The sequence below is a fragment of the Chryseobacterium sp. MHB01 genome, from assembly GCF_034651565.1.
Lineage (GTDB): Bacteria > Bacteroidota > Bacteroidia > Flavobacteriales > Weeksellaceae > Chryseobacterium > Chryseobacterium nepalense.
Window position 1 is genome coordinate 202,107 of sequence record NZ_JAYEDA010000008.1, and the last position, 22,314, is coordinate 224,420.

18 protein-coding genes are annotated in these 22,314 nt (G+C 38.1%); 13 read left to right on the forward strand and 5 right to left on the reverse strand.

Translation table 11 applies throughout. The features are described 5' to 3' along the window. Nucleotides 1-138: 138 nt before the first annotated feature. Genes U9K52_RS14575 through U9K52_RS14585 form a run of 3 tightly spaced genes read left to right on the forward strand, consistent with a single transcriptional unit; the run spans nucleotide 139 to nucleotide 2,369 of the window. On the forward strand, nucleotides 139-699 hold the full coding sequence (locus tag U9K52_RS14575; RefSeq protein ID WP_263602033.1) for an RNA polymerase sigma factor: 561 nt from the start codon (nucleotides 139-141) through the stop codon (nucleotides 697-699). After that, entirely contained in the window at nucleotides 686-1,303 is a 618-nt protein-coding gene (locus U9K52_RS14580) for a hypothetical protein (protein WP_322927150.1), read from the forward strand. The genes U9K52_RS14575 and U9K52_RS14580 overlap by 14 nt, the downstream gene beginning before the upstream one ends. 28 nt (nucleotides 1,304-1,331) lie before the next feature. After that, nucleotides 1,332-2,369: an outer membrane beta-barrel protein gene (locus U9K52_RS14585; RefSeq protein ID WP_312177034.1), complete on the forward strand. Its 1,038-nt coding sequence runs from the start codon at nucleotides 1,332-1,334 to the stop codon at nucleotides 2,367-2,369. 81 nt (nucleotides 2,370-2,450) lie between these two features. Here the strand turns inward: U9K52_RS14585 and fumC are convergent, their stop codons facing one another. Further along, nucleotides 2,451-3,845, reverse strand: a complete 1,395-nt coding sequence (fumC, locus tag U9K52_RS14590) for a class II fumarate hydratase (RefSeq protein ID WP_263602036.1) — start codon at nucleotides 3,843-3,845, stop codon at nucleotides 2,451-2,453. 196 nt (nucleotides 3,846-4,041) lie between these two features. On the opposite strand from fumC, the gene U9K52_RS14595 reads away from it, so the two are divergent. From U9K52_RS14595 to U9K52_RS14625, 7 genes are all read left to right on the forward strand, one after another. Next, nucleotides 4,042-5,649: a fumarate hydratase gene (locus tag U9K52_RS14595; protein ID WP_248388989.1), complete on the forward strand. Its 1,608-nt coding sequence runs from the start codon at nucleotides 4,042-4,044 to the stop codon at nucleotides 5,647-5,649. Between the two features lie 192 nt (nucleotides 5,650-5,841). Then, nucleotides 5,842-6,138: a hypothetical protein gene (locus tag U9K52_RS14600; protein WP_177175296.1), complete on the forward strand. Its 297-nt coding sequence runs from the start codon at nucleotides 5,842-5,844 to the stop codon at nucleotides 6,136-6,138. Nucleotides 6,139-6,580: 442 nt separating this feature from the next. Then, the gene (locus U9K52_RS14605) at nucleotides 6,581-9,421 is read left to right on the forward strand and encodes an alpha-amylase family glycosyl hydrolase (protein ID WP_322927151.1); all 2,841 of its coding nucleotides are present in this window, start codon (nucleotides 6,581-6,583) and stop codon (nucleotides 9,419-9,421) included. A 137-nt stretch (nucleotides 9,422-9,558) separates the two neighbouring features. After that, nucleotides 9,559-10,644 carry a peptide chain release factor 1 gene (gene prfA / locus U9K52_RS14610; RefSeq protein WP_089858019.1) on the forward strand — a complete coding sequence of 362 codons (1,086 nt, stop codon included), beginning with the start codon at nucleotides 9,559-9,561 and terminating at the stop codon, nucleotides 10,642-10,644. 124 nt (nucleotides 10,645-10,768) lie between these two features. Continuing rightward, complete coding sequence (locus tag U9K52_RS14615; protein WP_322927152.1) at nucleotides 10,769-12,880, forward strand: prolyl oligopeptidase family serine peptidase; 2,112 nt, start codon at nucleotides 10,769-10,771, stop codon at nucleotides 12,878-12,880. 431 nt (nucleotides 12,881-13,311) lie between these two features. Next, entirely contained in the window at nucleotides 13,312-15,429 is a 2,118-nt protein-coding gene (scpA, locus tag U9K52_RS14620; RefSeq protein ID WP_322927153.1) for a methylmalonyl-CoA mutase, read from the forward strand. A gap of 60 nt (nucleotides 15,430-15,489) precedes the next feature. Then, a complete protein-coding gene (locus U9K52_RS14625) occupies nucleotides 15,490-15,990 on the forward strand; it encodes a hypothetical protein (protein WP_322927154.1) in 501 nt (166 codons plus the stop codon). Between the two features lie 66 nt (nucleotides 15,991-16,056). Here U9K52_RS14625 and U9K52_RS14630 read toward each other — a convergent pair whose 3' ends face one another. Both U9K52_RS14630 and U9K52_RS14635 read right to left on the reverse strand, forming a co-directional pair. Beyond that, nucleotides 16,057-17,010, reverse strand: coding sequence for a fasciclin domain-containing protein (locus tag U9K52_RS14630; protein ID WP_312176759.1), 954 nt, complete (start codon nucleotides 17,008-17,010; stop codon nucleotides 16,057-16,059). A gap of 212 nt (nucleotides 17,011-17,222) precedes the next feature. Then, the gene (locus U9K52_RS14635; protein ID WP_322927155.1) at nucleotides 17,223-18,176 is read right to left on the reverse strand and encodes a fasciclin domain-containing protein; all 954 of its coding nucleotides are present in this window, start codon (nucleotides 18,174-18,176) and stop codon (nucleotides 17,223-17,225) included. A 674-nt stretch (nucleotides 18,177-18,850) separates the two neighbouring features. Here U9K52_RS14635 and U9K52_RS14640 point away from each other — a divergent pair. From U9K52_RS14640 to U9K52_RS14650, 3 genes are all read left to right on the forward strand, one after another. Continuing rightward, on the forward strand, nucleotides 18,851-20,242 hold the full coding sequence (locus U9K52_RS14640; protein ID WP_322927156.1) for an RtcB family protein: 1,392 nt from the start codon (nucleotides 18,851-18,853) through the stop codon (nucleotides 20,240-20,242). An 88-nt stretch (nucleotides 20,243-20,330) separates the two neighbouring features. Continuing rightward, complete coding sequence (gene prfH, locus U9K52_RS14645) at nucleotides 20,331-21,029, forward strand: peptide chain release factor H (protein ID WP_322927157.1); 699 nt, start codon at nucleotides 20,331-20,333, stop codon at nucleotides 21,027-21,029. Continuing rightward, nucleotides 21,016-21,525 (forward strand): tetratricopeptide repeat protein, encoded by a 510-nt coding sequence (locus tag U9K52_RS14650; protein ID WP_248388971.1) that lies wholly within the window; start codon nucleotides 21,016-21,018, stop codon nucleotides 21,523-21,525. Before prfH ends, U9K52_RS14650 begins: the two co-directional genes overlap by 14 nt. 45 nt (nucleotides 21,526-21,570) lie before the next feature. Here the strand turns inward: U9K52_RS14650 and U9K52_RS14655 are convergent, their stop codons facing one another. Together U9K52_RS14655 and U9K52_RS14660 are read right to left on the reverse strand one after the other, a co-directional pair. Next, complete coding sequence (locus U9K52_RS14655) at nucleotides 21,571-21,858, reverse strand: hypothetical protein (protein WP_322927158.1); 288 nt, start codon at nucleotides 21,856-21,858, stop codon at nucleotides 21,571-21,573. Nucleotides 21,859-21,877: 19 nt separating this feature from the next. After that, entirely contained in the window at nucleotides 21,878-22,168 is a 291-nt protein-coding gene (locus tag U9K52_RS14660) for a c-type cytochrome (protein WP_263602046.1), read from the reverse strand. Nucleotides 22,169-22,314 lie beyond the last annotated feature (146 nt).

A 22,314-nucleotide genomic window follows, 5' to 3' on the forward strand; every position in this document is an offset into this window, starting at 1 on the left:
TTATGAAAAATAATAATAGAATGAAAGTAAACAGAAAAATTCTTGTTTCTGTAAGGAATTATATATTTATTAAAAAAAATTTTTTAAGGCTGTAACCTTTTTGGTTTTTTCTTGTCTTACTAATAGAAACAAATAATTATGAGGATTTCGTTCGGAAATAAAAAAGATGATTTTCTTGTCCGGCTTAAAAAGCAGGATCCGGCTGCGCAGAAAATTTTTTATGATCAGAATGTAAAAAAATACCTGAGTATAAGCCGAAGTTATATTAATGATCTTTACCAAGCCGAAGACTGCGTAATTAAAGCATTCTGCAAAATTTTTAAAAGTATTGAAAGTTTTCGCGCCGAGGGAAGCTTTGATGGATGGGCAAGAAGAATTGTCGTGAATGAATGTCTGAATTTCATTAAAAGCAATAAAACGGTTTTTTATCTTGATGATATCAGCGAATCTTATCTGGAGGAAATGTATGATGAGGAAATAATATTTGATTTTAATGCCCAGGAACTTCTTGATCAGCTTCCGGATGCATACAGGATGGTTTTTAACCTGTACGTCTTTGAAGATTATTCGCACCAGGAAATTGCCGATCTCCTGCAGATTTCAACAGCCGTAAGCAAAACACAATTATTCAGAGCAAAAGAGAAAATGAGGAAAATTTACTTTCAACAACAAAAAGCCTTGAGAAATGAAAATGTCTGAAAATAGTATAGAATATCAGGTTAAAAAACAGATCAGCGAAAGGGAAGTTGCGCCTTCCAGAGATTTATGGTCTGAAATTCAGGCTCATAAACCTGTTGAATCTGCAAGAACTAAAATCAACTGGTTTTTAGTGGCAGCTTGTGTGGTTTTAACATTCAGTTTGGGAATAGTACTCTTTTTTAATCAGGATAATCATGTGACTGAAAGGTATGAAAATATTGCTAAGGTCGGTAAGACTGAAGTTCAGCTTCCTGCGCAGAATAAGCTTCAGAAGAAATCAGCGAAATTAATCGTTAAAAATACTGAACAAAAAATTGCAGCAGAAAAAATTTCAGCAGATAATCAAAAAGTTCTGAAGGAATCACCGGCTGTTATACATGATGAACTGCCTTCAATACAACAAAATTCGCCGCATGTTATAGCAGAAATCACACCTGTTGAATCGGCTAAAATGATTGCACAATCAGATTCGGCTAAAATACATGTGAAAAAGAAACGGTATGTTGATCCTTCAACGCTGCTCTTTTCAGTCGAACACAAAGATGTTATTGAAAAAACAAAAGGAAAAAGCAATGTGGCAAGCATTGATCTGAACGAAAAATAATCAATTTAAACAATAAAACTATTATAATATGATCAGGAAATTTATCATGATGGGAGGGCTATGCCTATTGTCTACAGCGATATTCGCTCAAAAAAAGCCGGTATTCAGTCTTCAGCCAAAAGATGACACCGAAGTAAGTCCAATTGTAAAAGAAAAGGTGGACGAATATGCAAAAAAGATTGACACGATCATTAAGGAGGAAAAAAAACTGATGGAAGTCGAGTTAACTGAGCTTCAGTCTAAAAATCTTCCTAAAGCAGAATTCAATGAACAAAAATCATTGATTGCCAGTAAGTATTCTGAGAAGATAGATCAGAGAATTGAAGAATTGGGCTTTGATATGGATGCCGTTATTCAAAAACAGGTACGGTATTCTCTCCTTAATTCTGATGTGACTTCTAATGAGGAGTTAAAGGAAAAGTTGTTGAAAAAATTCAGACCAACAAAAGAACTTTCTCCTTATATCTCTTATTCTATTATGAATCTTACAAACGATAAGGCAGATAATATTTTGGATAACAATCTGCGCTATGCCGGAAATTTTGAATTTGGGCTTAAATTCAATTACCAGTTCAGCAGAACAAGTCCATGGGGATTAATTTCCGGAATCGGATTTTCCTGGAGAACATTGAGTATTGATAACAATATGTTTGTGGCAAAAGATGCCAATTCCAATGTATATCTGGCAAATTATGAAAAAGGATTGAGTAAAAGTAAGCTCAGAACAGGTTATATTGTCGTTCCGCTGGGATTGCAGTACAATTTTTCAAAGCTGAAAAATGCAGGTCTGGATGTCCAGTACAGAGATTATTCACATGGATTTAAAGTGGGAGCCAATATCTACGGAGGAGTAAAAATGTCTACCAATAATATTATCAAAGGTGACGGAATAAGCGACAGAGACAGAAGCGACTATCGGGTAAGTCCTTTTATTTACGGAGGGCAGTTTACAGTTTCTTATGATGATTTCAGCATCTTTGTTAAAAAAGATTTCGGAAATTTCTTTAAAAATGGAACTTTTGAAAACGATAAGGCTTTAACTTTCGGAGTTGCACTTTGGTGGTGATGCACACCTTCATATATAACAAAACGCCTGGAAATTTCCGGGCGTTTTTCTTACAATATTAACTGTTTAAATTTAATTTTTTTATTTTAAACTTCCCACCATATCTTCAGGTTTCACCCATTCATCAAACTGTTCGGACGTTAAAAGTCCGAGCTTCACAGCTTCTTCTTTAAGAGTTGTTCCGTTTTTATGGGCTGTTTTTGCGATTTTTGCTGCGTTTTCATAACCGATATGCGTGTTCAAAGCGGTAACAAGCATCAACGACTTGTCTACCAGCTCTTTAATTCTTTCATGATTCGGCTCTATTCCTACCGCACAATGATCGTTAAAGGAAATACATGCATCAGCAATTAGCTGGGCCGACTGTAAAAAGTTGAAAGCCATTACCGGTTTGAAAACATTCAGCTCATAATTTCCCTGTGTTCCGGCAAAAGAAATAGTCGTGTCATTTCCTAACACCTGTGCACAAACCATTGTCATCGCTTCATTTTGCGTAGGATTTACTTTTCCCGGCATAATGGATGATCCCGGCTCATTTTCCGGAATGTGGATTTCCCCAATTCCAGAGCGTGGTCCGGAAGCCAATAATCTGATATCCTGTGCAATTTTAAATAATGAAACGGCGAGTTGTTTTAAAGCGCCGTGAGACTCCACAATTGCATCGTGAGCTGCTAAAGCTTCAAACTTATTTTCTGCAGTTACAAAAGGATGATTGGTAAATTTCGCGATATATTCAGCCACTTTTACATCGTAGCCTTTCGGAGTATTCAGTCCGGTTCCTACTGCCGTTCCTCCCAAAGCCAATTCTGAAAGATGCGGAAGGGTGTTTTTTAAAGCTTTTAAACCGTAATTCAACTGGGCAACATAGCCGGAAAATTCCTGTCCCAAAGTTAATGGTGTTGCATCCATTAAATGTGTTCTGCCGATTTTAACGATATCTTTGAAAGCTTCTGATTTTTCAGCTAAAGTATCTCGTAATTTTTCAACAGCAGGAATAGTAGTTTCTACCACTTTACGGTAGGCTGCAATATGCATTGCCGTAGGATAGGTGTCGTTGGAGGACTGGGATTTGTTGACGTCATCATTCGGGTGAATTTCCGATTTTTCGCCTAAAGTTCCGCCATTGTTTACATGAGCCTTGTTCGAGATCACTTCATTCACATTCATATTAGACTGTGTTCCGGATCCGGTTTGCCAGATAACCAAAGGAAATTGGTCATTCAGTTTTCCATCAAGAATTTCATCACATACTTTTGCAATCATATCTCTTTTCTCTACAGGAAGAACGCCCAGATCAGCGTTGGTATAAGCGGCTGCTTTTTTAAGGTAAGCAAATGCTTCAATGATTTCGTGCGGCATCGAGCCTTCCGGGCCGATTTTGAAATTGTTTCTGGATCTTTCGGTTTGTGCACCCCAAAACTTGTCTGCAGGTACCTGCACTTCACCCATGGTGTCTTTTTCTATTCTGTAATTCATTGTGATTGAAGTTTTATTATATTCAGGTTAAGGCTTAAGAAATTTCAGTCTCTATTTAATCTTGGCCTGATTCTATAAAATTACATATAAATAAAAACACTCACAATTTATAATCATTATAAATATCAATCTAAGCCTCTGATTTTACTCATGTTTTTTTGCGAAGTTTTATTTTTGCATCCAAAGAAAAAGAAGAATGGAATTTAGATATCAGGATCCGTATCCGATTCAGAAAGATGATACGGTGTACAAGAAGCTTACCTCAGACTATGTAAAAGTTGAAAAATTAGGAGACCGGGAAATTTTAACCATCGATCCGAAGGGCCTCGAATTGCTGGCCGAAGAAGCAATGGCAGATGTCTCTTTCATGCTCCGTTCTTCCCATTTGGAAAGCTTGAGAAGAATCATTGACGATCCCGAAGCTACTGATAATGACAGATTTGTTGCTTATAATCTATTGCAAAATGCAGCAGTGGCAGCGGAAGGCGCCTTACCTTCATGCCAGGATACAGGAACAGCAATTGTGATGGGTAAAAAAGGAGAAAATGTATACACGGGTGTTGATGACGGAGAATATTTAAGCAAAGGAATTTACAATACCTATCAGAAAAGAAACTTAAGATATTCTCAGGTAGTACCTTTAACCATGTTTGATGAGAAAAATTCGGGATCCAATCTTCCGGCGCAGATCGATATTTATGCTAAAAAAGGAGATTATTACGAATTTTTATTCTTAACAAAAGGAGGAGGTTCTGCCAATAAAACGTTCCTTTACCAAAAAACAAAATCTTTACTGAACGAAAAATCCCTGGAAGAATTTATCAAAGAAAAAATTTCTGATCTGGGAACGGCTGCATGTCCGCCTTATCATCTGGCGTTGGTAATCGGGGGAACTTCTGCGGAAGCGAATTTGGCGGCTGTGAAAAAAGCTTCTGCAAAATATTATGATCATCTACCTACTGAAGGTAACGAAGCAGGACAGGCTTTCAGAGATCTGGAATGGGAAGCGAAAGTTCAGAAAATATGCCAGGAAAGTGCGATTGGAGCTCAGTTTGGCGGAAAATATCTTACTCATGATGTGAGAGTGATCAGACTTCCCCGTCACGCTGCTTCATGTCCTGTCGGGATGGGAGTTTCCTGTTCAGCAGACAGAAATATTAAAGGTAGAATTACAAAAGAAGGTATTTTCCTGGAACAGCTGGAAGAAAATCCGAAAAGATTCTTACCTGATACGCCGCCGCATCTTGAGGAAGCCATTGAGATTAATCTGAACAAACCAATGCCGGAAATTCTGGCAGAGCTTTCAAAATATCCGATTAAAACAAGATTAAAATTAAACGGAACTTTAATCGTTGCGAGAGATATCGCCCACGCTAAAATCAAAGAAATTATCGACAGCGGAAAACCGATGCCTGATTATTTTAAAAATCATCCCATTTATTACGCAGGTCCCGCAAAAACTCCGGAAGGAATGGCTTCGGGAAGTTTCGGCCCTACCACAGCAGGAAGAATGGATGTGTATGTGGATGAATTCCAGAGCCATGGCGGAAGCATGATTATGCTGGCCAAAGGAAACAGAAGTAAAGACGTTACCAATGCCTGCGGAAAGTACGGAGGTTTTTATCTTGGCTCTATCGGAGGCCCTGCTGCTATTTTGGCAAAAGACAATATTCTTTCCGTTGAGGTAGTGGATTTCCCGGAATTAGGAATGGAAGCGGTAAGAAAAATTGAAGTGAAAGATTTCCCGGCCTTCATCATTACTGATGATAAAGGAAACGACTTCTTTGCAGATCTGGCACATTAGAAAATATAAGCACAGATAGATAAAAGACGGATAGAGAACAGATAAATAAAACTAAAGACCATAATCCATCATCTATTTGTCCATCATCTTTTGGTCTTTTTAATTAAAATCAAAATAAATAACAAAATAGGGCGGCTATCTTTTGTGTAAAAAAATAAAATGTCCTATTTTTGCCTAAAATCTTTAAGAAAAATGATAACGATTTTATCAGCATTTTGGCCGTTTTACCAGTTCCTCTGGACTGTATTTTTCATAATCATGTTCCTTGTGGGATTCTGGTGTATCTTTATGTTCTTCGGATTTGTAATTCCTTTATGGTTAACTGAAGGTCTGAAAGAATACTTCGGGAAAGTGAAGCCTTTTGATCCTGAAGATATCAGAAGCAAAATGGTTTACGAGCAGGAAGGAGTAGAGGTAATCTACAATGAGCCAAAAGGTCATGGTCCTTTTATTCATGACCACAGCCACGACAGCCACGGGCATCATTAATTGATTGTCATTGTTTTCCCACATGAATTCCGGGAAAGCAATATCAAAGCAAAACAACATATACTAAAACCACTTATTTCGGTAAGTGGTTTTTCTTTTATTCCAATTTTCGAAATCATCGGATAAGATTTTTGTGGCCTTTTATAATTAGAATTCTATTTAAAATTAAGTTATTTTAAGGAAAATCAATTCCTGAAGTTGCTTTAAATCAGATCAGATTAAATATATCTTCATAAAAAATAAAATTAAAATAACTATTATCGGATTATAATAAACATTTATGATAATATAAAAGATTGAATTTTTTGGCAATTGTATTTAATTATAAAATTATTTTGCTGGAAAACATAAATAGTAATATGTTAAAATTTATCATTTTTTTCATAATAAATAATTAGTTTTCAAAAAAAGAAATTACTTTCGTGTAACTAAAGAAACGATTATGAAGAAATTTTATTCTGGTATTTTATTGCTTATGGTGGCCCTGGTCTTCGGGCAGATAAGCTATACCATCACCCCGAACCCCTTTAACGAGACAGATGCTATTACCTTGACGGTTCCTGGAAATCAGATAGATGAATCCGCTTGGGGAGTTGCCAACAACGCCGTTTATATCTGGTCCTGGTCTCTGGACACAAACTATCAGAACAGCCAGGATTGCCCTACGAATGGTAGCTGGACAAACTCTAATGAATTGAACAGGCTGAATTACAATTCAGCAACAGACACGTATTCTCTAACGTTTACACCCACTGCTTTTTATGGAAGAACGGGAATCGGAAGATTCGGGTTTTTATTGAAAAATAAAACAGGTACAAGCCAGACTTCTCCGGATATCTTTGTGAATGTTGGAATTCTAAATTTAAGCATGACCAATCCGGCTGCCAACAGTCTTACGTCTGTTCCTTCAGGAAATTCTATAAATGTTACAGCCACAACCAATGTTAATGCAACATTCCAACTAAAAGCCAATGGAAGTGTAGTTCATTCTACTTCAACACCTTCAACTTCTTATTCGTACAGCTATACGGTAACAGGAGATGCCAATATGGAATTGATCGCAACGGATGCCAATTCAAATACGAAAAATGCTACATTTATTCTTCAGGTTCCGCGAAACGTTGTTTCGGAGGCTATTCCGAGCTGGATTAAGCAGGGAATAAACTATCATCCTACCGATCAGACAAAAGTAGGACTGGCGTTATATGCTCCTTTTAAAAATTTTGTACACGTTATCGGAAGTTTTAATAACTGGACGGTAAACGATACCTACTTAATGAAGAGAGACACAACAAACCCGGACTTGTACTGGATTGAACTGAGTGGCCTTACTCCACAACAGCTCTATACATTCCAATACAGAACAAACGACCTTAGAAAGGTGGCAGATCCATATTCTCCACAGATTTTATCTTCTTATGATGATCAGTGGATTACCTCTTCCACTTACCCGAATTTACCGGCATTCCCTACAGGTCAGGGCTTTGAAGTTTCCATGTTTAAAACTGGCCAGTCTCCTTATAACTGGCAGGTTACCAACTTCCAGCGACCGGCTAAAGATAATCTTGTAATTTATGAATTATTATTAAGGGATTTCACGCAGGAAAAAACATGGCAGTCATTAATTAACAAGATTACTTATTTAAAAAATTTAAAGATTAATGCGATTGAATTAATGCCTATCATGGAATTTGAAGGGAATCTCTCCTGGGGATATAATACCTCTTTCCATTATGCATTAGATAAAGCGTACGGAACCCCTGAAAAGTTCAAAGAATTTGTTGATATCTGTCATCAGAACGGTATTGCCGTAATTTTGGATGTCGCTTTTAATCATGCTACCGGCCGTTCGCCATTGGTTAGGCTTTGGAATGTAGATCCGGATGGTGACGGATATGGTGATGTTGCCACTAATAATCCTTACTTCAATACGGTTCCGAAACATTCTTATAATGTTTTTAATGATTTTAACCATTCAAGTTCTTCAACTAAATATTACGTTGAAAGATGCCTTCAACAATGGCTTACCGAATATAAAATTGATGGTTTCCGATGGGATCTTACCAAAGGATTTACCCAAAACTGCTCTGAAAATGATGAAACCTGCACCAATGCCTACCAGCAGGACAGAGTAGATATTTTAAAATATTATGCAGACAGACAATGGACAATAGATCCGAATTCTTACATGATTTTTGAGCACTTAGGAACGGATGCCGAAGAGCAGCAATGGGCCAATTACAGAGTTGCGGAAGGAAAAGGTGTGATGCTTTGGAATAAACAAACTGATCCTTACAACCAAAATACAATGGGCTATAAGGAAAACAGCAGTTACGATAGAATGAATCATGCTCTTCATGGCTTTACAAATATGCATGCGGTAGGTTTTGGTGAAAGTCATGATGAAGAAAGATTAATGTTTAAGAACCTGGCTTATGGAGCTGTAAACGGAAGCTATGATGTGAAAAATCTTAATACCGCTTTAGAAAGAATGAAAACGTTCGGAGCTACTTTCTTCACTATTCCGGGGCCTAAAATGATATGGCAGTTTGGCGAGCTGGGCTACGAATTCAGTATCAACAGATGTGGCGACGGCTCTATTAACCCTGGATGCAGAACGGATGAAAAACCAATTGCGTTTACACTTGGATATGATACCAACGTTAATAGAAAAGCTGTATATGATACCTGGGCTAAAATTATTGATATCAGAAATGCATATCCTGTTTTCAGATCGAAGACATATACTGTAGAATCTAATAATCTTACCAACGATCCGAACGGATTGATTACAAGAATCTATGTTTACGATAATACCCTTACCAACGGTGTGAAAAATATTGTCGTACTGGCAAACTATAATACAACAGCACAGAATGTAGTTCCATACTTCCCTTATACAGGGCAGTGGCAGAATCTTATGGATAATTCAATCTCAAACATCACCTCTACAACGGCAGCCATCACTTTGCAGCCGGGAGAGTTCAGAATTTTCGGAAACTATGTAGGAAATCTGTCAACAATTGATGAAACCGCAGCCTATAAACTGTCATTGCAGATCGCAGATAATCCGGTGAAAAACGGTTTGTCAAAATTAATGTATCACAAAGCCAAAAACGGAGAAATTTTAATCTACGATATGAGTGGTAAGAGAGTTGACAGCTTTAAACTTAAAAATGAAGACGGAACATATGAATTAAAATCGAATTATGCGCCGGGTACCTATCTGGTTCATTTAAAATCAGATTCTGGAGTTGCTATTCAGAAAATGATTATACAATAAACTTAGGCCGCTTCAAGCGGTCTTTTTTTATGTTGAAAAGAAGTTTATGGATAAGACTTTAAATAAGAACGGTCATTTCTTTCCGAAATTAGCACATCTACAAATCAATCCGTATCTTTGCCAACTAAATTTTTACTATGTCTAAGAGTTTAATTCCAAAATTAGAAGCTATAAAACAAAGATATAATGAGGTGGCAGACCTTATTATTCAGCCTGATGTTATTTCAGATCAGAAAAGATATTCTTCTCTGAACAAAGAATATAGTGATTTGGGGAAAATTGTAAGAGTTTACGATCAATATAAAGGTGCTTTGGATACGATTGAAGAATCTGACGAGATTATTGCAGACGGATCCGACAAAGATTTTGTAGAACTGGCAAAAATCGAGAAGAACGAGGCTTTAGAAAAAATTCCCGGCCTGGAAGAAGAATTAAAAGTATTGTTAATTCCTAAAGATCCTGCAGATGACAAAAACGTAATCGTGGAACTTCGTGCAGGAACAGGAGGAGATGAAGCAGCGATTTTTGTGGAAGATATCTACAGAATGTATTCCATGTACTTCAAGACAAAAGGATGGAGGCATGAAGTGACAGATTCGAACGAAGCGGCAAAAGGCTACAAGGAACTCATCATGAAAGTGGAAGGAGAAGGCGTGTACGGAATCATGAAATTTGAATCCGGCGTTCACCGTGTACAGCGTGTTCCCGAAACGGAATCTCAGGGAAGGGTTCATACTTCTGCCATTACGGTTGCGGTTCTTCCGGAAGCCGAAGAAGTAGATTTTGAACTGAATCCGGCGGACATCGAAATGCAGACTTCCAGATCCGGAGGAGCAGGAGGCCAGAACGTAAACAAAGTTGAAACCAAAGTGCAGCTTACCCACAAACCTTCGGGATTGGTAGTAGTTTGTCAGCAGGCACGTTCCCAGTTGGCCAACCGTGAGCTTGCGATGGAAATGCTGAGAACTAAACTATACGATATAGAGCTTCAGAAAGTACAGGGTGATATTGCTGCCCAGCGTAAATCGATGGTTTCCACAGGAGACCGTTCGGCGAAGATCAAAACCTACAATTATCCGCAGGGAAGGGTGACGGATCACAGAATCAACAAATCCATGTACAACCTGGATGCCTACATGAACGGAGATATCTCTGAAATGATTGACGCCGTAATCATGGCAGAAAATGCCGAAAAAATGAAAGGCGAAGAAGAAAATTTATAAAATCTTTATCATAAAATCTTTGTTAAATCTCCGGTTTTCCGGAGATTTTTATTTTAGATCATCGATAACTTTTTTGCTGTGAAGAATTTCAGATAGATTCCTTACTTTTGGGAAAATAGCTAATATGAAATTCAGACCACTATTACTAACCGCCGGAGTCTTGTTTTCGGCAACATTGTATTCACAAAAAATGATGTATCCTAAAGCATTAAAAGGAAACCAAACCGATAATTATTTCGGAACTGCCGTTGCAGACCCTTTCAGAGATCTTGAAAACGATTCCGAAGCCACCAGAAAATGGGTTGATGAAGAAGTAAAACACAGCCAGGATTATCTTTCAAAAATTCCGTTCAGGGAAGAAATCAGAAAACAACTGACGGATATCTGGAACTATGAGAAAATTTCGGCCCCATTCAAGGAAGGGGAGTATACTTATTATTACAAAAATAACGGCTTACAGGCACAATCTGTTTTGTATAGAACAAATAACAAAACGAAGGCTACAGAAGTATTTTTAGACCCGAATAAATTTTCGGATAAAGGGACAACGTCACTTTCCCAGTTATCATTTAACAAAAAAGGAAATCTTGCCGCCTATTCTATTTCAGAAGGAGGAAGCGACTGGAATAAAATCATTATCATCGATGCTGTTTCGAAAAAACAAATCGACGAAACGCTCGTGGATGTAAAGTTCAGCGGGATTTCATGGCAGGGTGATGAAGGCTTTTATTATTCAAGCTACGATAAACCGAAAGAGGGAACAGTACTTTCCGGTATGACGGATAAGCATAAAGTGTATTTTCATAAATTAGGAACAAAACAATCTGAAGACCAATTAATTTTCGGAGGAGATAAAACTCCGAGAAGATATATTGGAGGTGGTGTTTCCGAAGATCAGCGGTATTTGATTATTTCAGCAGCCAATGCAACTAATGGAAATGAATTGTACATAAAAGATCTTAAAAACGGAGGCGATTTTGTGCAGATTAATAAAGGCTTTGATATTAACGCAAGCATTGTTGATACCCAGGGAGACAATCTGTATATCTTTACCGATAAAGATGCACCGAATATGCGTCTGGTAAAAACCACCATTAAAAATCCGGCTCCGGAAACATGGAAAGATGTTATTCCTGAAACGGAAAATGTGCTGGGAATTACAACCGGTGGAGGGTATTTCTTTGCAATCTACATGATCGACGCTATTGATAAGGTTACACAATATGACAGAAACGGTAAGGTAATCCGTGAAATTACACTTCCCGGAAAAGGAAATGTTTCAGGTTTCGGAGGAAAAGAAAAAGAGAAGGAACTTTATTACTCATTCACCAATTATATCACTCCGGGAACAACCTATAAATTTAATGCTGATACCGGAAAATCGGAAGTATATCAAAAGCCAAAAGTGAAATTTAACCCGGAAGATTATGTTTCGGAACAGGTATTTTACACCTCAAAAGACGGCACAAAAGTTCCAATGATGATCAACTACAAAAAAGGAACAAAACTGGATGGTAAAAATCCTACGATTTTGTATTCTTACGGAGGTTTTAACATCAGCTTGCAGCCTGCCTTCTCTGTTGTGAATGCCATCTGGATGGAAAATGGCGGGATTTATGCCGTTCCGAACATTCGGGGAGGTGGTGAATACGGAAAAAAATGGCATGACGCCGGAACAAAAATGAATAAGAAAAATGTGTTTGATGATTTCATTGCGGCAGGAGAATACTTACAGCAAAAAGGGTACACTTCAAAACAATTCATGGCACTTTCCGGCAGATCAAACGGAGGACTTCTCGTAGGAGCTACGATGACGATGCGTCCTGATCTGGCAAGAGTAGCATTCCCGGGAGTTGGCGTACTTGATATGTTGAGATATAATAAATTTACAGCTGGTGCAGGTTGGTCTTACGATTACGGAACAGCCGAGGACAACAAAGAAATGTTTGAATATTTAAAATCGTATTCTCCGGTTCATAATGTAAAAGCAGAAACCTGCTATCCTTCTACCATGATTATCACCAGTGATCATGATGACAGGGTAGTTCCGGCACATTCTTTTAAATTCGGGGCAGAGCTTCAGGAAAAGCAGGCCTGTGATCATCCTATCTTATTGAGAATTGAAAAAAATGCAGGACACGGTGCCGGAAGATCTACGGATCAGGTGATTGGTGAAAATGCAGACCTGATTTCCTTTGCGTTATATGAAATGGGAATTCGTAAATTAGGAAAATAAATAGTTAATTAAATGTAATGAGGCCGGGATTTAGCCCGGCTTTTTCAATGTCAGGATTAATAAAATCTTTTATCCGGTATAGAATATTTTTTGTCTGATATAGACCATTCTTTGTTCAGTATAGAGTCTCTTTTTCCTGGTATAAAAGGTTGTTTGTCTGCTATAGAACATTTTTTGTGCAGTATAGAAGATTCTTTGTTCAGTATAGTAGATCTTTTACTCAGTATAAAAGATTGTTTGGGCGGTATAGTATATTTTGAATGCCATAACGAAGACTTTTTCTCTAGTGACGAAGATCTTTTCTGATTTATGATTCAATGTTTTTGATGTACTCTCGAGAGTCTGCATTTCCTAAATCGGGAACAGAAAACTAAAGACGGATGTATTATCTCAAAAATGCTTAATTTTAGCGCTATAATAAATCTGAAATTATGAGACGGGAAGTTCGGAATAAAACTCCTCAATTTACGATTGCTGAAAGGCAGACTGAAATTTATCCATTTGAAAAAGATGGTCTACAGCTAAAGTCTTCCTACAAGGCAGAAGATGTTAACGATAAAGAATTAACTCACACGACTCCTGGAATTGCACCTTATTTAAGGGGGCCTTACTCCACCATGTACGTCCAGAAGCCGTGGACGATCCGTCAGTATGCAGGTTTTTCAACGGCAGAAGAATCCAATGCTTTTTATAGAAGAAATTTAGCAGCAGGACAAAAGGGACTTTCCGTTGCATTTGATTTGGCAACTCACAGAGGATACGATTCGGATCATGCAAGAGTGGTTGGTGATGTAGGAAAAGCCGGAGTGGCAATCGATTCTGTTGAGGATATGAAAATTTTATTCAACGAAATTCCATTAGATCAGATTTCTGTTTCCATGACGATGAACGGGGCCGTTTTGCCGATCCTTTCTTTTTATATTGTTGCCGCAGAAGAGCAGGGTGTTTCACAGGAACTGCTGTCGGGAACCATTCAGAATGATATTTTGAAAGAATTCATGGTAAGAAATACCTACATCTATCCACCTGCACCATCCATGAAAATTATTGCCGATATTTTTGAATATACTTCGAAATATATTCCAAAATTCAATTCCATTTCAATTTCCGGATATCACATGCAGGAAGCGGGGGCAACACCGGTTCTGGAAATGGCTTACACCCTTGCTGACGGATTGGAATATGTAAGAACAGGGATAAAAGCAGGAATGAATGTTGATGATTTTGCTCCGAGGTTATCCTTTTTCTGGGCTATCGGAATGAATCACTTCATGGAAATCGCAAAAATGCGCGCCGCAAGATATATTTGGGCTACTCTTTTAAAACAGTTCAATCCACAAAATCCTAAATCTTTAGCCTTAAGAACACACTCGCAAACTTCAGGTTGGTCATTGACCGAGCAGGAGCCTTTCAATAATATTACCAGAACAGCAATTGAAGCGTTATCTTCAGCATTGGGAGGTACACAGTCTCTTCATACGAACGCTTTGGACGAAGCTATTGCTCTTCCGACGGACTACTCCGCGAAAATTGCAAGAAACACCCAGATTATTCTTCAGCAGGAAAGTGGAATCTGCGACGTGGTAGATCCTATGGGAGGGAGTAATTTGGTGGAAAGCCTTACCCAGCAGATGATCGAAGAAGCCATGAAATATATCGATGAGGTAGAGCAGGAAGGTGGAATGACGAAAGCCATCGAAGCCGGAATCCCGAAAATGAGAATTGAAGAAGCGGCTGCAAAGAAACAGGCAAAAATTGACAGTGGAGAAGAATTCATTATTGGTGTTAATTCATTTAAATCTGCTTTAAAACAAGATCAGATAGAAATATTAGATATCGACAATACGGAAGTTCGCAGAAAGCAGATCGAAAGATTAAATAAAATAAAAGAAGAAAGAAATGCAGAAGCTGTTGATCAGATTTTAAATGAAATCCGGGAATCAGCCAAAACGGGAGAAGGAAATCTTCTCGCATCGTGTATTGAAGCGGCACGCAGAAGAGTAACGCTTGGCGAAATGAGTGATGCGATGGAAGAAAGTTTCGGAAGATACAAAGCCAATATCAGAACAATATCAGGAGTTTACGCCATGAATGCAGGAAAAAATGAATACTTTGAAAAAGCACTTCAGCTGACTCAGAAATTTGAGGAGGAAGAAGGTAGACGTCCCCGATTGATGGTGGCAAAAATGGGTCAGGACGGACACGACAGGGGTGCGAAGGTAGTCGCTACCGCTTTTGCGGATATGGGATTTGATGTGGATGTTGCGCCATTGTTTCAAACACCTGAAGAAGTTGCGAAACAGGCTGTGGAAAATGATATTCACATTCTTGGTGTTTCTTCTCTGGCAGCCGGACACAAAACACTGGTTCCACAGGTGGTTGAAGAATTGAAAAAACTAGGTGCCGATGATATCACGATCGTTGTTGGTGGTGTAATTCCCCAACAGGATTATGAATTCTTATATGCCAATGGAGCCGATTTTATCTTTGGTCCCGGAACCAATCTTCCAAAGTGCGCGGTGGATATTTTGAAGAAATTTTTAAATTAAATTAACGATTGTAAAGTATAAGTTGCACAGCTTTTGTATAGTTTAATGAAAATTTTCATTATGGCTTATACAGTAGTTTCAGTATTTCCGGTGACTGTGGATACAGAGGAAATTAAAAGAGATTTAAAAGAAAACGGTTTCAGTGAAGCAAATATTGTTGTTTCAAAATCAAGCGTAGAAAGCGGATTATCAACCGACCATTATCAGGAGGACGAACAGACGAAAGGCTTTTTTGAGTATACTTTTGCACACGATGCAGAGATGCTGGATGCTTATCGTAAACATAGCATTGGACGAAACAATATTGTTGTTTATGCAGATAATGCCGAAGAAGCGGCCTCAGCAAAATCCATTTTAAAGAGAAATGGAGCCCTTGAAGTGTTTAAAAAGCCTTCAGACAATCAAAAAGATATTCCTGAAGGGATGACTGAGCAGGAGTATGACGGAATTATTGCGAAGGCAAGACATAATATTTATTTCCTGGGATCGGAAAGAGTATATCACTCGAATGAAGTAAGAGGAATGGATGATGATATGGACAGTCTGGGTTCAAAAGACTGATTATAAAGTTTAAAATATAAAGCCTGCCGAAATCCGGCAGGCTTTACTGTAATTAATAGTTATGGTTTAGGGTAATAAAACTTTGTCTATAGCATGAATAATTCCATTGCTGCATTGAACATCAGTGGCGATTATATTAGATACCCTGTTGTTGTTATCTGTAATTTTCGCCCCACTTGTTGTGTTGATTTTGAATGTCCCTCCTTGGAAAGTAGTCACTGTCATATTATTGGTCAGGTTTGTTGATGCTACGTTAGCTCCTGTTACGACGTGGTACTTTAATGTGTTTTCAAGTATAGTTTGTGGAATTGCTGCCAGATTTGCAAGATTCAGCTCCGTTAATAATGATGAAAAAGCAGTATTGGTAGGAGCAAATACCGTGAAAGGCGAATTCGCTGTACCACTTAGAATACCTACAAAATTTGGCATATCGTTTCTTGTAAGTGCAGAAACAAGGGAACTGAATTGTGGATTTGCAGTGGCATGTGTCACGACTGTCGGTAACCCGATAACTGCATTTACTTTATGGATCACGCCATTATTTACATCAATATCCGTAGCAACAACTGAAGAAACACCATTGATTCTAACGCCGCTGCTTGTATTAATAAACATGCTTAGCGGGCGTGTTGAGGAAGCCGGACCAATGGCAAGCGTCGAAACATATCCGGTTGATATTCCTGAACTTTTTACTTCAGTACCCAATACGTGATTCATCAGTAAAGTTTTCAGCGCTGCTGTGGGTACGTCATTTAAACTTGCATATCCGTTGGCCTGCAAAAATGTTGCAAAAGCGGCATTGGTAGGTGCAAATAATGTAAATGTTCCGGATTGGTCAAGGGTTGATGATAGACCTGCCTTATCTACGGCAGCTTTCAGATTACTGAGATCTGTGTCTGAAGAAATTCTTTGATAGACAGTCATTTCAGAGTCCATCATTACATCATCATTGTCATCGCACGAGTATATTGAAAATACAGCGATTCCCGAAAAGAGTAGAGGTTTTAAAAAATTTTTCATAATACTTTAGGTTAATGTGTAAAAACAGACAGGCAAAAATTATACCTATTTTTTATTTTTAATAAAATATTTTATTAAAAATATTAATTTAGAATAGCTATAAAGGGCTTCTTTCCTTTACAAAAAGATGTTTCCCATCTGAAATAGATATTTAAAGCACGATCATAAAAAAGCATACCGGATTTTCCGGCATGCTTACTTAATAATAGTCTCTATGGTAAAAGAACTTTGTTTATGACATGAATTATTCCATTGTTGCATTGTACATCAGTGGCAACAATATTAGATACTCTGTTGTTTTTATCTGTAATTTTTGCACCTCCTGTAGTGGTGATTTTAAATGTACTTCCCTGGAAAGTAGGTACAATCATATTATTGAAGAGATTATTTGATGCAACATTCACTCCCGTTACGACATGATACTTTAACGTATTTTCAAGGAGCGGCTGTGGGATTGCTGCAAGATTAGGAAGGTTCACTTCAGTCAATAACGATGAGAATGCCTGATTGGTTGGCGCAAATACTGTGAACGGAGAATTTGCCGTTCCGCTAAGTATTCCCACAAAGTTCGGCATGTCATTTCTTGTCAGTGCAACAACAAGAGAACTAAACTGCGGATTTGCCGTGGCATGGGTTACAATAGTTGGCAAACCTATTACAGCGTTCACTTTATGTATAACACCGTTACTGGCATCAATATCTGCTGCCACTACAGAAGATCCTCCGTTAATTTTTACACCACTACTGGTATTAATAAACATGCTGATAGGGCGTGAAGCCGAAGCCGCACCAATTGCTAAAGTAGAAACATAGCCTGTAGAAACTTGAGACGCTTTCAGTTCCGAACCCAGAACATGATTCATCAGTAAAGTTTTTAAAGCTGCCGGAGGAACGTCATTTAGACTTGCATATCCATTTGCTTGTAAAAACGCATTAAATGCAGTGTTACCAGGTGCAAACAAAGTCAGGGGGCCAGTCTGATTAAGTGTAGCAGATAATCCTGCTTTGTCTACCGCGGATTTAAGAGTACGCAAATCGTTATCCGCTGAAATTAACTGATAGACAGTCATTTGAGGGTTGTTGTCGTTGTCATTGTCATGCTGACATGAGATCAGGCCAAAGGCCGCCAAGCCTAAAAATAAGGCTGTTTTAATAATTTTTTTCATAATGTAATTTTTTTGAATCGTTCAAATATATACTTTTTTGCACAAGTTGGTATAGAAATAAACTTTTTTTTAAAATATTTTTTTCCCTCTTAAATTATACTTTTACATAAGTAGTTTTTTCCAGCTTAAAATTTTTTATATATTTGCATCTGTAAATCAAGTTTAATCCTTAAAAATCGAAGCAATGTTCAGATCTAATCAGAATTCTACAGTTGGATTACCGCTTATGGTGGTAAGGCTTCGTGGCTTGGTGCATTCTTAGAACAACAGTACAATGATATACCAAAACCCGAAGTCGAACAGATTTCGGGTTTTTTGTGCCAATATTCAAACTTAAACAGTTTCCCGAAATCAATTTATAAAATTCAGCAACTTCCCAAATAGCAGAGAATTTTTATTTGAAGCTATTTCCGGCTTTCCGCTATTACTCCTCACTCACCTTTCAGGTTCGCTGTGGGGTAGCCGCTGCAATCCGGGCTAGGAATATCCGTTTTGTCATTCTGAAAATAGAAAAGTGAATTGAATGATCTCAATATTAAGATAGATTATTTAAACCTTGGTCACATACTTTTCAGTTTGTGCCAGGAATGGCTGATATTTAGTCGGGAAGAATATATGTGATGTATTATAATCTAATTTCTAATATCTCACATCTAAAGTCTAAAACAAAAACAATGGGAAATTTAAAACTTAAAGGAAAAGACATATTAAAAATAGGCTATCCGAACAATCAAAGTATCAACATTGCTTTGGAAGTCATGAAAAGAAATTTTGCGACGAAGAATATACATCATGTGAAATCTCTTTTAAAAGAAATTCTGCAAAACCCGGAGCACTTCGAAAAAGATTTAACCTTCGGACAAATAGCGGAAGCCCTGCTTTCATCAAAAAAAACAGAAAAAAGAATGCTCAATGCAAACCGGGCTTCTTTTCAGATTTTCGGAGACAATATCTCAGATGAAGCAAAAAATCAGCTGTATACAGCTCTGAAACTTCCGGTCTCAGTAAGTGGAGCTTTAATGCCTGATGCGCACAGCGGTTACGGTCTACCGATCGGAGGAGTGCTTGCTGTTGAAAACGCAGTGATTCCCTACGGAGTCGGGATGGATATTGGCTGTAGAATGAGCCTGAGTATTTTGGATACTCCGGTTTCCTATCTGGATGGAGCAAGAGATAAGTATGAGAAAGTACTAATGGAGCATACAAAATTCGGGATGTATGAAACTCATAAATCTCATGTCGATCATGAAATTTTCGACAGCGATACATTTGATATGATTCCGATTTTAAAAAGACTGAAAGGAAAAGCCATTAAACAAATGGGAACTTCCGGTGGTGGGAATCATTTCGTAGAATTCGGAGAGGTGGAAATTACAGAAGAAGACGGTCAGATCGGGCTTCCGAAGGGAAAGTATCTGGGAATTCTTTCACACAGCGGTTCCCGCGGATTAGGGGCAGAAATTGCTCAATACTATTCCAGGGTTGCAACAGAGCAGTGCCCGCTACCCAAAGAAGCACAGCAATTTGCCTGGCTGGATCTGAATACCCATCTAGGATTAGAATACTGGACGGCAATGAATCTTGCAGGAGACTATGCTTCAGCATGTCACGATGATATTCACAGAAGACTTGTGAAAGCTGTCGGAGGAAGGGTAAAAGCAAAAATTGAAAATCACCATAATTTCGCATGGAAAGAAATTCATAACGGAAAAGAAGTGATTGTCCACAGAAAGGGAGCAACTCCGGCCAATGAAAATGAATTGGGAATGATTCCCGGTTCTATGACGGCAAAAGGATTTATCGTGCGCGGAAAAGGAAATCCGGATTCGCTGAACTCCGCTTCTCATGGAGCGGGAAGAGCATATTCAAGAGGAGAATGCAGAAATCTTTTTACCCAGAATGATATCAGAAAAGAATTAAAACTTAAAAATGTCACTTTAATGGGTGGTAATGCTGAGGAAGCACCAATGGCATATAAAGACATCAACGATGTGATGAATGCACAACAGGAACTCGTCGATATTCTTGGAACTTTTCAGCCTCGGATTGTGAGGATGGATAAATAATTTGGTTGTTTGTGGATGGCTGTTAGTTGATAGATATCTATTTCCTAATAACCATCAACCAACAACAACGGTTAACAAAAAAATAACAATGGACAAAATAATACAAATAACCTCCGGAAAAGGACCTTTGGAATGCCAGTGGGTAGTGGCAAAAGTGCTGAAGGTTTTCCTTGAGGACGCAAAAAATAACCATATAGACTATGAAATCATTCATCGTGAAAACGGTGACGAAAACCTTACCCTCAAATCCGTAACCATTCTTTTAAAATCAAAAATGGTAAACGAATTTTTAAAAAACTGGTTGGGAAGTATTTGCTGGACCGGGAAAAGCACTTTTAGGAAGCTACATAAAAGAACCAACTGGTTCATCGGAATCTTTGAACTGGAAGAAGAAAGGAAAGTAAGTTTTAACGAAAAGGATATTCGTTTTCAGACGGCCAGAAGCCAGGGAAGCGGTGGACAAAATGTGAATAAGGTGAATACGGCGGTACGGGCCACATACCTTCCGACCGGTCACAGTGTTTTCGTGCAGGATTCTCGTTCTCAGCTGGAAAATAAGAAGATTTCCATTTCAAGACTGAAAGAGAAAGTATTGGAACAGAATATTATCATGATTCAGAAAAGATTACAGGATACATGGAATAATCATCTGCAGGTACAGAGAGGAAATCCCATCCGGACATTTTCCGGAACGGATTTTAAAAAGAACCATCAGGAAAAATCTTTCAAAAAGCAAAGAGGCCAACTGAAAAAAGAATTAAAAAATTACAACAATGACCTTAACTAAAAATAAATACTACTTCGAAGCGCTGGATAATTATCCTTACAATCTTCCGGAATGTCTGGAAGCGTTGAATTATGCTTTATCTTATGATCCTGAAGATGCAGACAGTCTTTGTCTTATGGGAAGAATCTACAGTGAGATGTTATCCGATTATGAAAAGGCAAAGCTGTACTTTGAAGAAGCTATGCAGTGTGATGTTACGAATCTGAATGTTCCTCAATATTACATCAGCTGCCTTATTGATAACGAAGACTATCACGAAGCCGAAAAACTGATTGATTATTCTTTGAAAATCAAGGGGATTGATAAAGCAACCTTATGGTTTTACAGGTCTTTACTTTCCGAAAAACGCGGCAGTTGTGTAAATGCGCTGAAATTTTTAGATGAAACCGCAAAGTACTGCTTTACAAAATACAGTCTGGATGTGGTGAAAGACCGTAAGAAATTCATTAAATCCAAAATGCCGAAGAAAAAGAAAACAAAAAAGGAGACAAAATAAGTCTCCTTTTGTATTGTAATAGTCTTGGTAGAACTTTCCGTCTGGTTATTTCTTGTTTACGGAAATCAGATAATCATATACCATTTGATGCTGTTCGTCGTTCAGTTTAGCTTTCGGTGCCATTCTGCTCAGTGTCTTTAGCCATCCCTGGTCGTCGTGCTTTTCCGGATTGGGAAGAGCGTGGCATTTGTTACAGGAATTTTCAAAAATCGTCTTTCCCTGCTCCAGTTGTTCGGATGAAGTGTACTTAGGCCCTGTTACCGCAGTGCTTTTGGGTCCGCACGATACAAGCAATGCAGAAAATCCTATCGCGCTTACTATCAATTTTTTCATAATAATATTTTTGAAGTGATTATTTTTTTGCAGAAACGATGTAATCGTACACCCACTGGTGTTGTTCATCGTTCAGTTTTGCTTTCGGCGCCATAGAATTCATGATTCCCACCCACTGCACAGAAGTGTGAGATGCAGGATCCGGGAGTTTATGGCATCTTCCGCAGGAGTTTTCGAAAATGGTTTTTCCCTGTGCAATTTGTTCGGCTGTAGATACAGCGGCTGCCGGAGTGGCTGCTGTTGTTGCTTTTGGTGTACAAGAAGCCAATAAAACGGCTGTAAAAGATGCTACAGCAATGATTTTTTTCATGTTGTCAATTATTTGAATAAAACAAATGTAGGAATTTCCTTTTTTCATCAGTTAAACGGGGATTTAATTTAGAAGAATTACAAATAAAGCATTTTTTAGGAGCTTTTTCCAGCTCTCACTACTCGCTTTTTGTTATTTCGGGGTTG

Bases quoted from the DNA above. Each gene is read 5' to 3' on its own strand.
- U9K52_RS14575 (WP_263602033.1), top strand. From the start codon at position 139: ATGAGGATTTCGTTCGGAAATAAAAAAGATGATTTTCTTGTCCGGCTT.
- U9K52_RS14580 (WP_322927150.1), top strand. From the start codon at position 686: ATGAAAATGTCTGAAAATAGTATAGAATATCAGGTTAAAAAACAGATC.
- U9K52_RS14585 (WP_312177034.1), top strand. From the start codon at position 1,332: ATGATCAGGAAATTTATCATGATGGGAGGGCTATGCCTATTGTCTACA.
- fumC (WP_263602036.1), bottom strand. From the start codon at position 3,845: ATGAATTACAGAATAGAAAAAGACACCATGGGTGAAGTGCAGGTACCT.
- U9K52_RS14595 (WP_248388989.1), top strand. From the start codon at position 4,042: ATGGAATTTAGATATCAGGATCCGTATCCGATTCAGAAAGATGATACG.
- U9K52_RS14600 (WP_177175296.1), top strand. From the start codon at position 5,842: ATGATAACGATTTTATCAGCATTTTGGCCGTTTTACCAGTTCCTCTGG.
- U9K52_RS14605 (WP_322927151.1), top strand. From the start codon at position 6,581: ATGAAGAAATTTTATTCTGGTATTTTATTGCTTATGGTGGCCCTGGTC.
- prfA (WP_089858019.1), top strand. From the start codon at position 9,559: ATGTCTAAGAGTTTAATTCCAAAATTAGAAGCTATAAAACAAAGATAT.
- U9K52_RS14615 (WP_322927152.1), top strand. From the start codon at position 10,769: ATGAAATTCAGACCACTATTACTAACCGCCGGAGTCTTGTTTTCGGCA.
- scpA (WP_322927153.1), top strand. From the start codon at position 13,312: ATGAGACGGGAAGTTCGGAATAAAACTCCTCAATTTACGATTGCTGAA.
- U9K52_RS14625 (WP_322927154.1), top strand. From the start codon at position 15,490: ATGGCTTATACAGTAGTTTCAGTATTTCCGGTGACTGTGGATACAGAG.
- U9K52_RS14630 (WP_312176759.1), bottom strand. From the start codon at position 17,010: ATGAAAAATTTTTTAAAACCTCTACTCTTTTCGGGAATCGCTGTATTT.
- U9K52_RS14635 (WP_322927155.1), bottom strand. From the start codon at position 18,176: ATGAAAAAAATTATTAAAACAGCCTTATTTTTAGGCTTGGCGGCCTTT.
- U9K52_RS14640 (WP_322927156.1), top strand. From the start codon at position 18,851: ATGGGAAATTTAAAACTTAAAGGAAAAGACATATTAAAAATAGGCTAT.
- prfH (WP_322927157.1), top strand. From the start codon at position 20,331: ATGGACAAAATAATACAAATAACCTCCGGAAAAGGACCTTTGGAATGC.
- U9K52_RS14650 (WP_248388971.1), top strand. From the start codon at position 21,016: ATGACCTTAACTAAAAATAAATACTACTTCGAAGCGCTGGATAATTAT.
- U9K52_RS14655 (WP_322927158.1), bottom strand. From the start codon at position 21,858: ATGAAAAAATTGATAGTAAGCGCGATAGGATTTTCTGCATTGCTTGTA.
- U9K52_RS14660 (WP_263602046.1), bottom strand. From the start codon at position 22,168: ATGAAAAAAATCATTGCTGTAGCATCTTTTACAGCCGTTTTATTGGCT.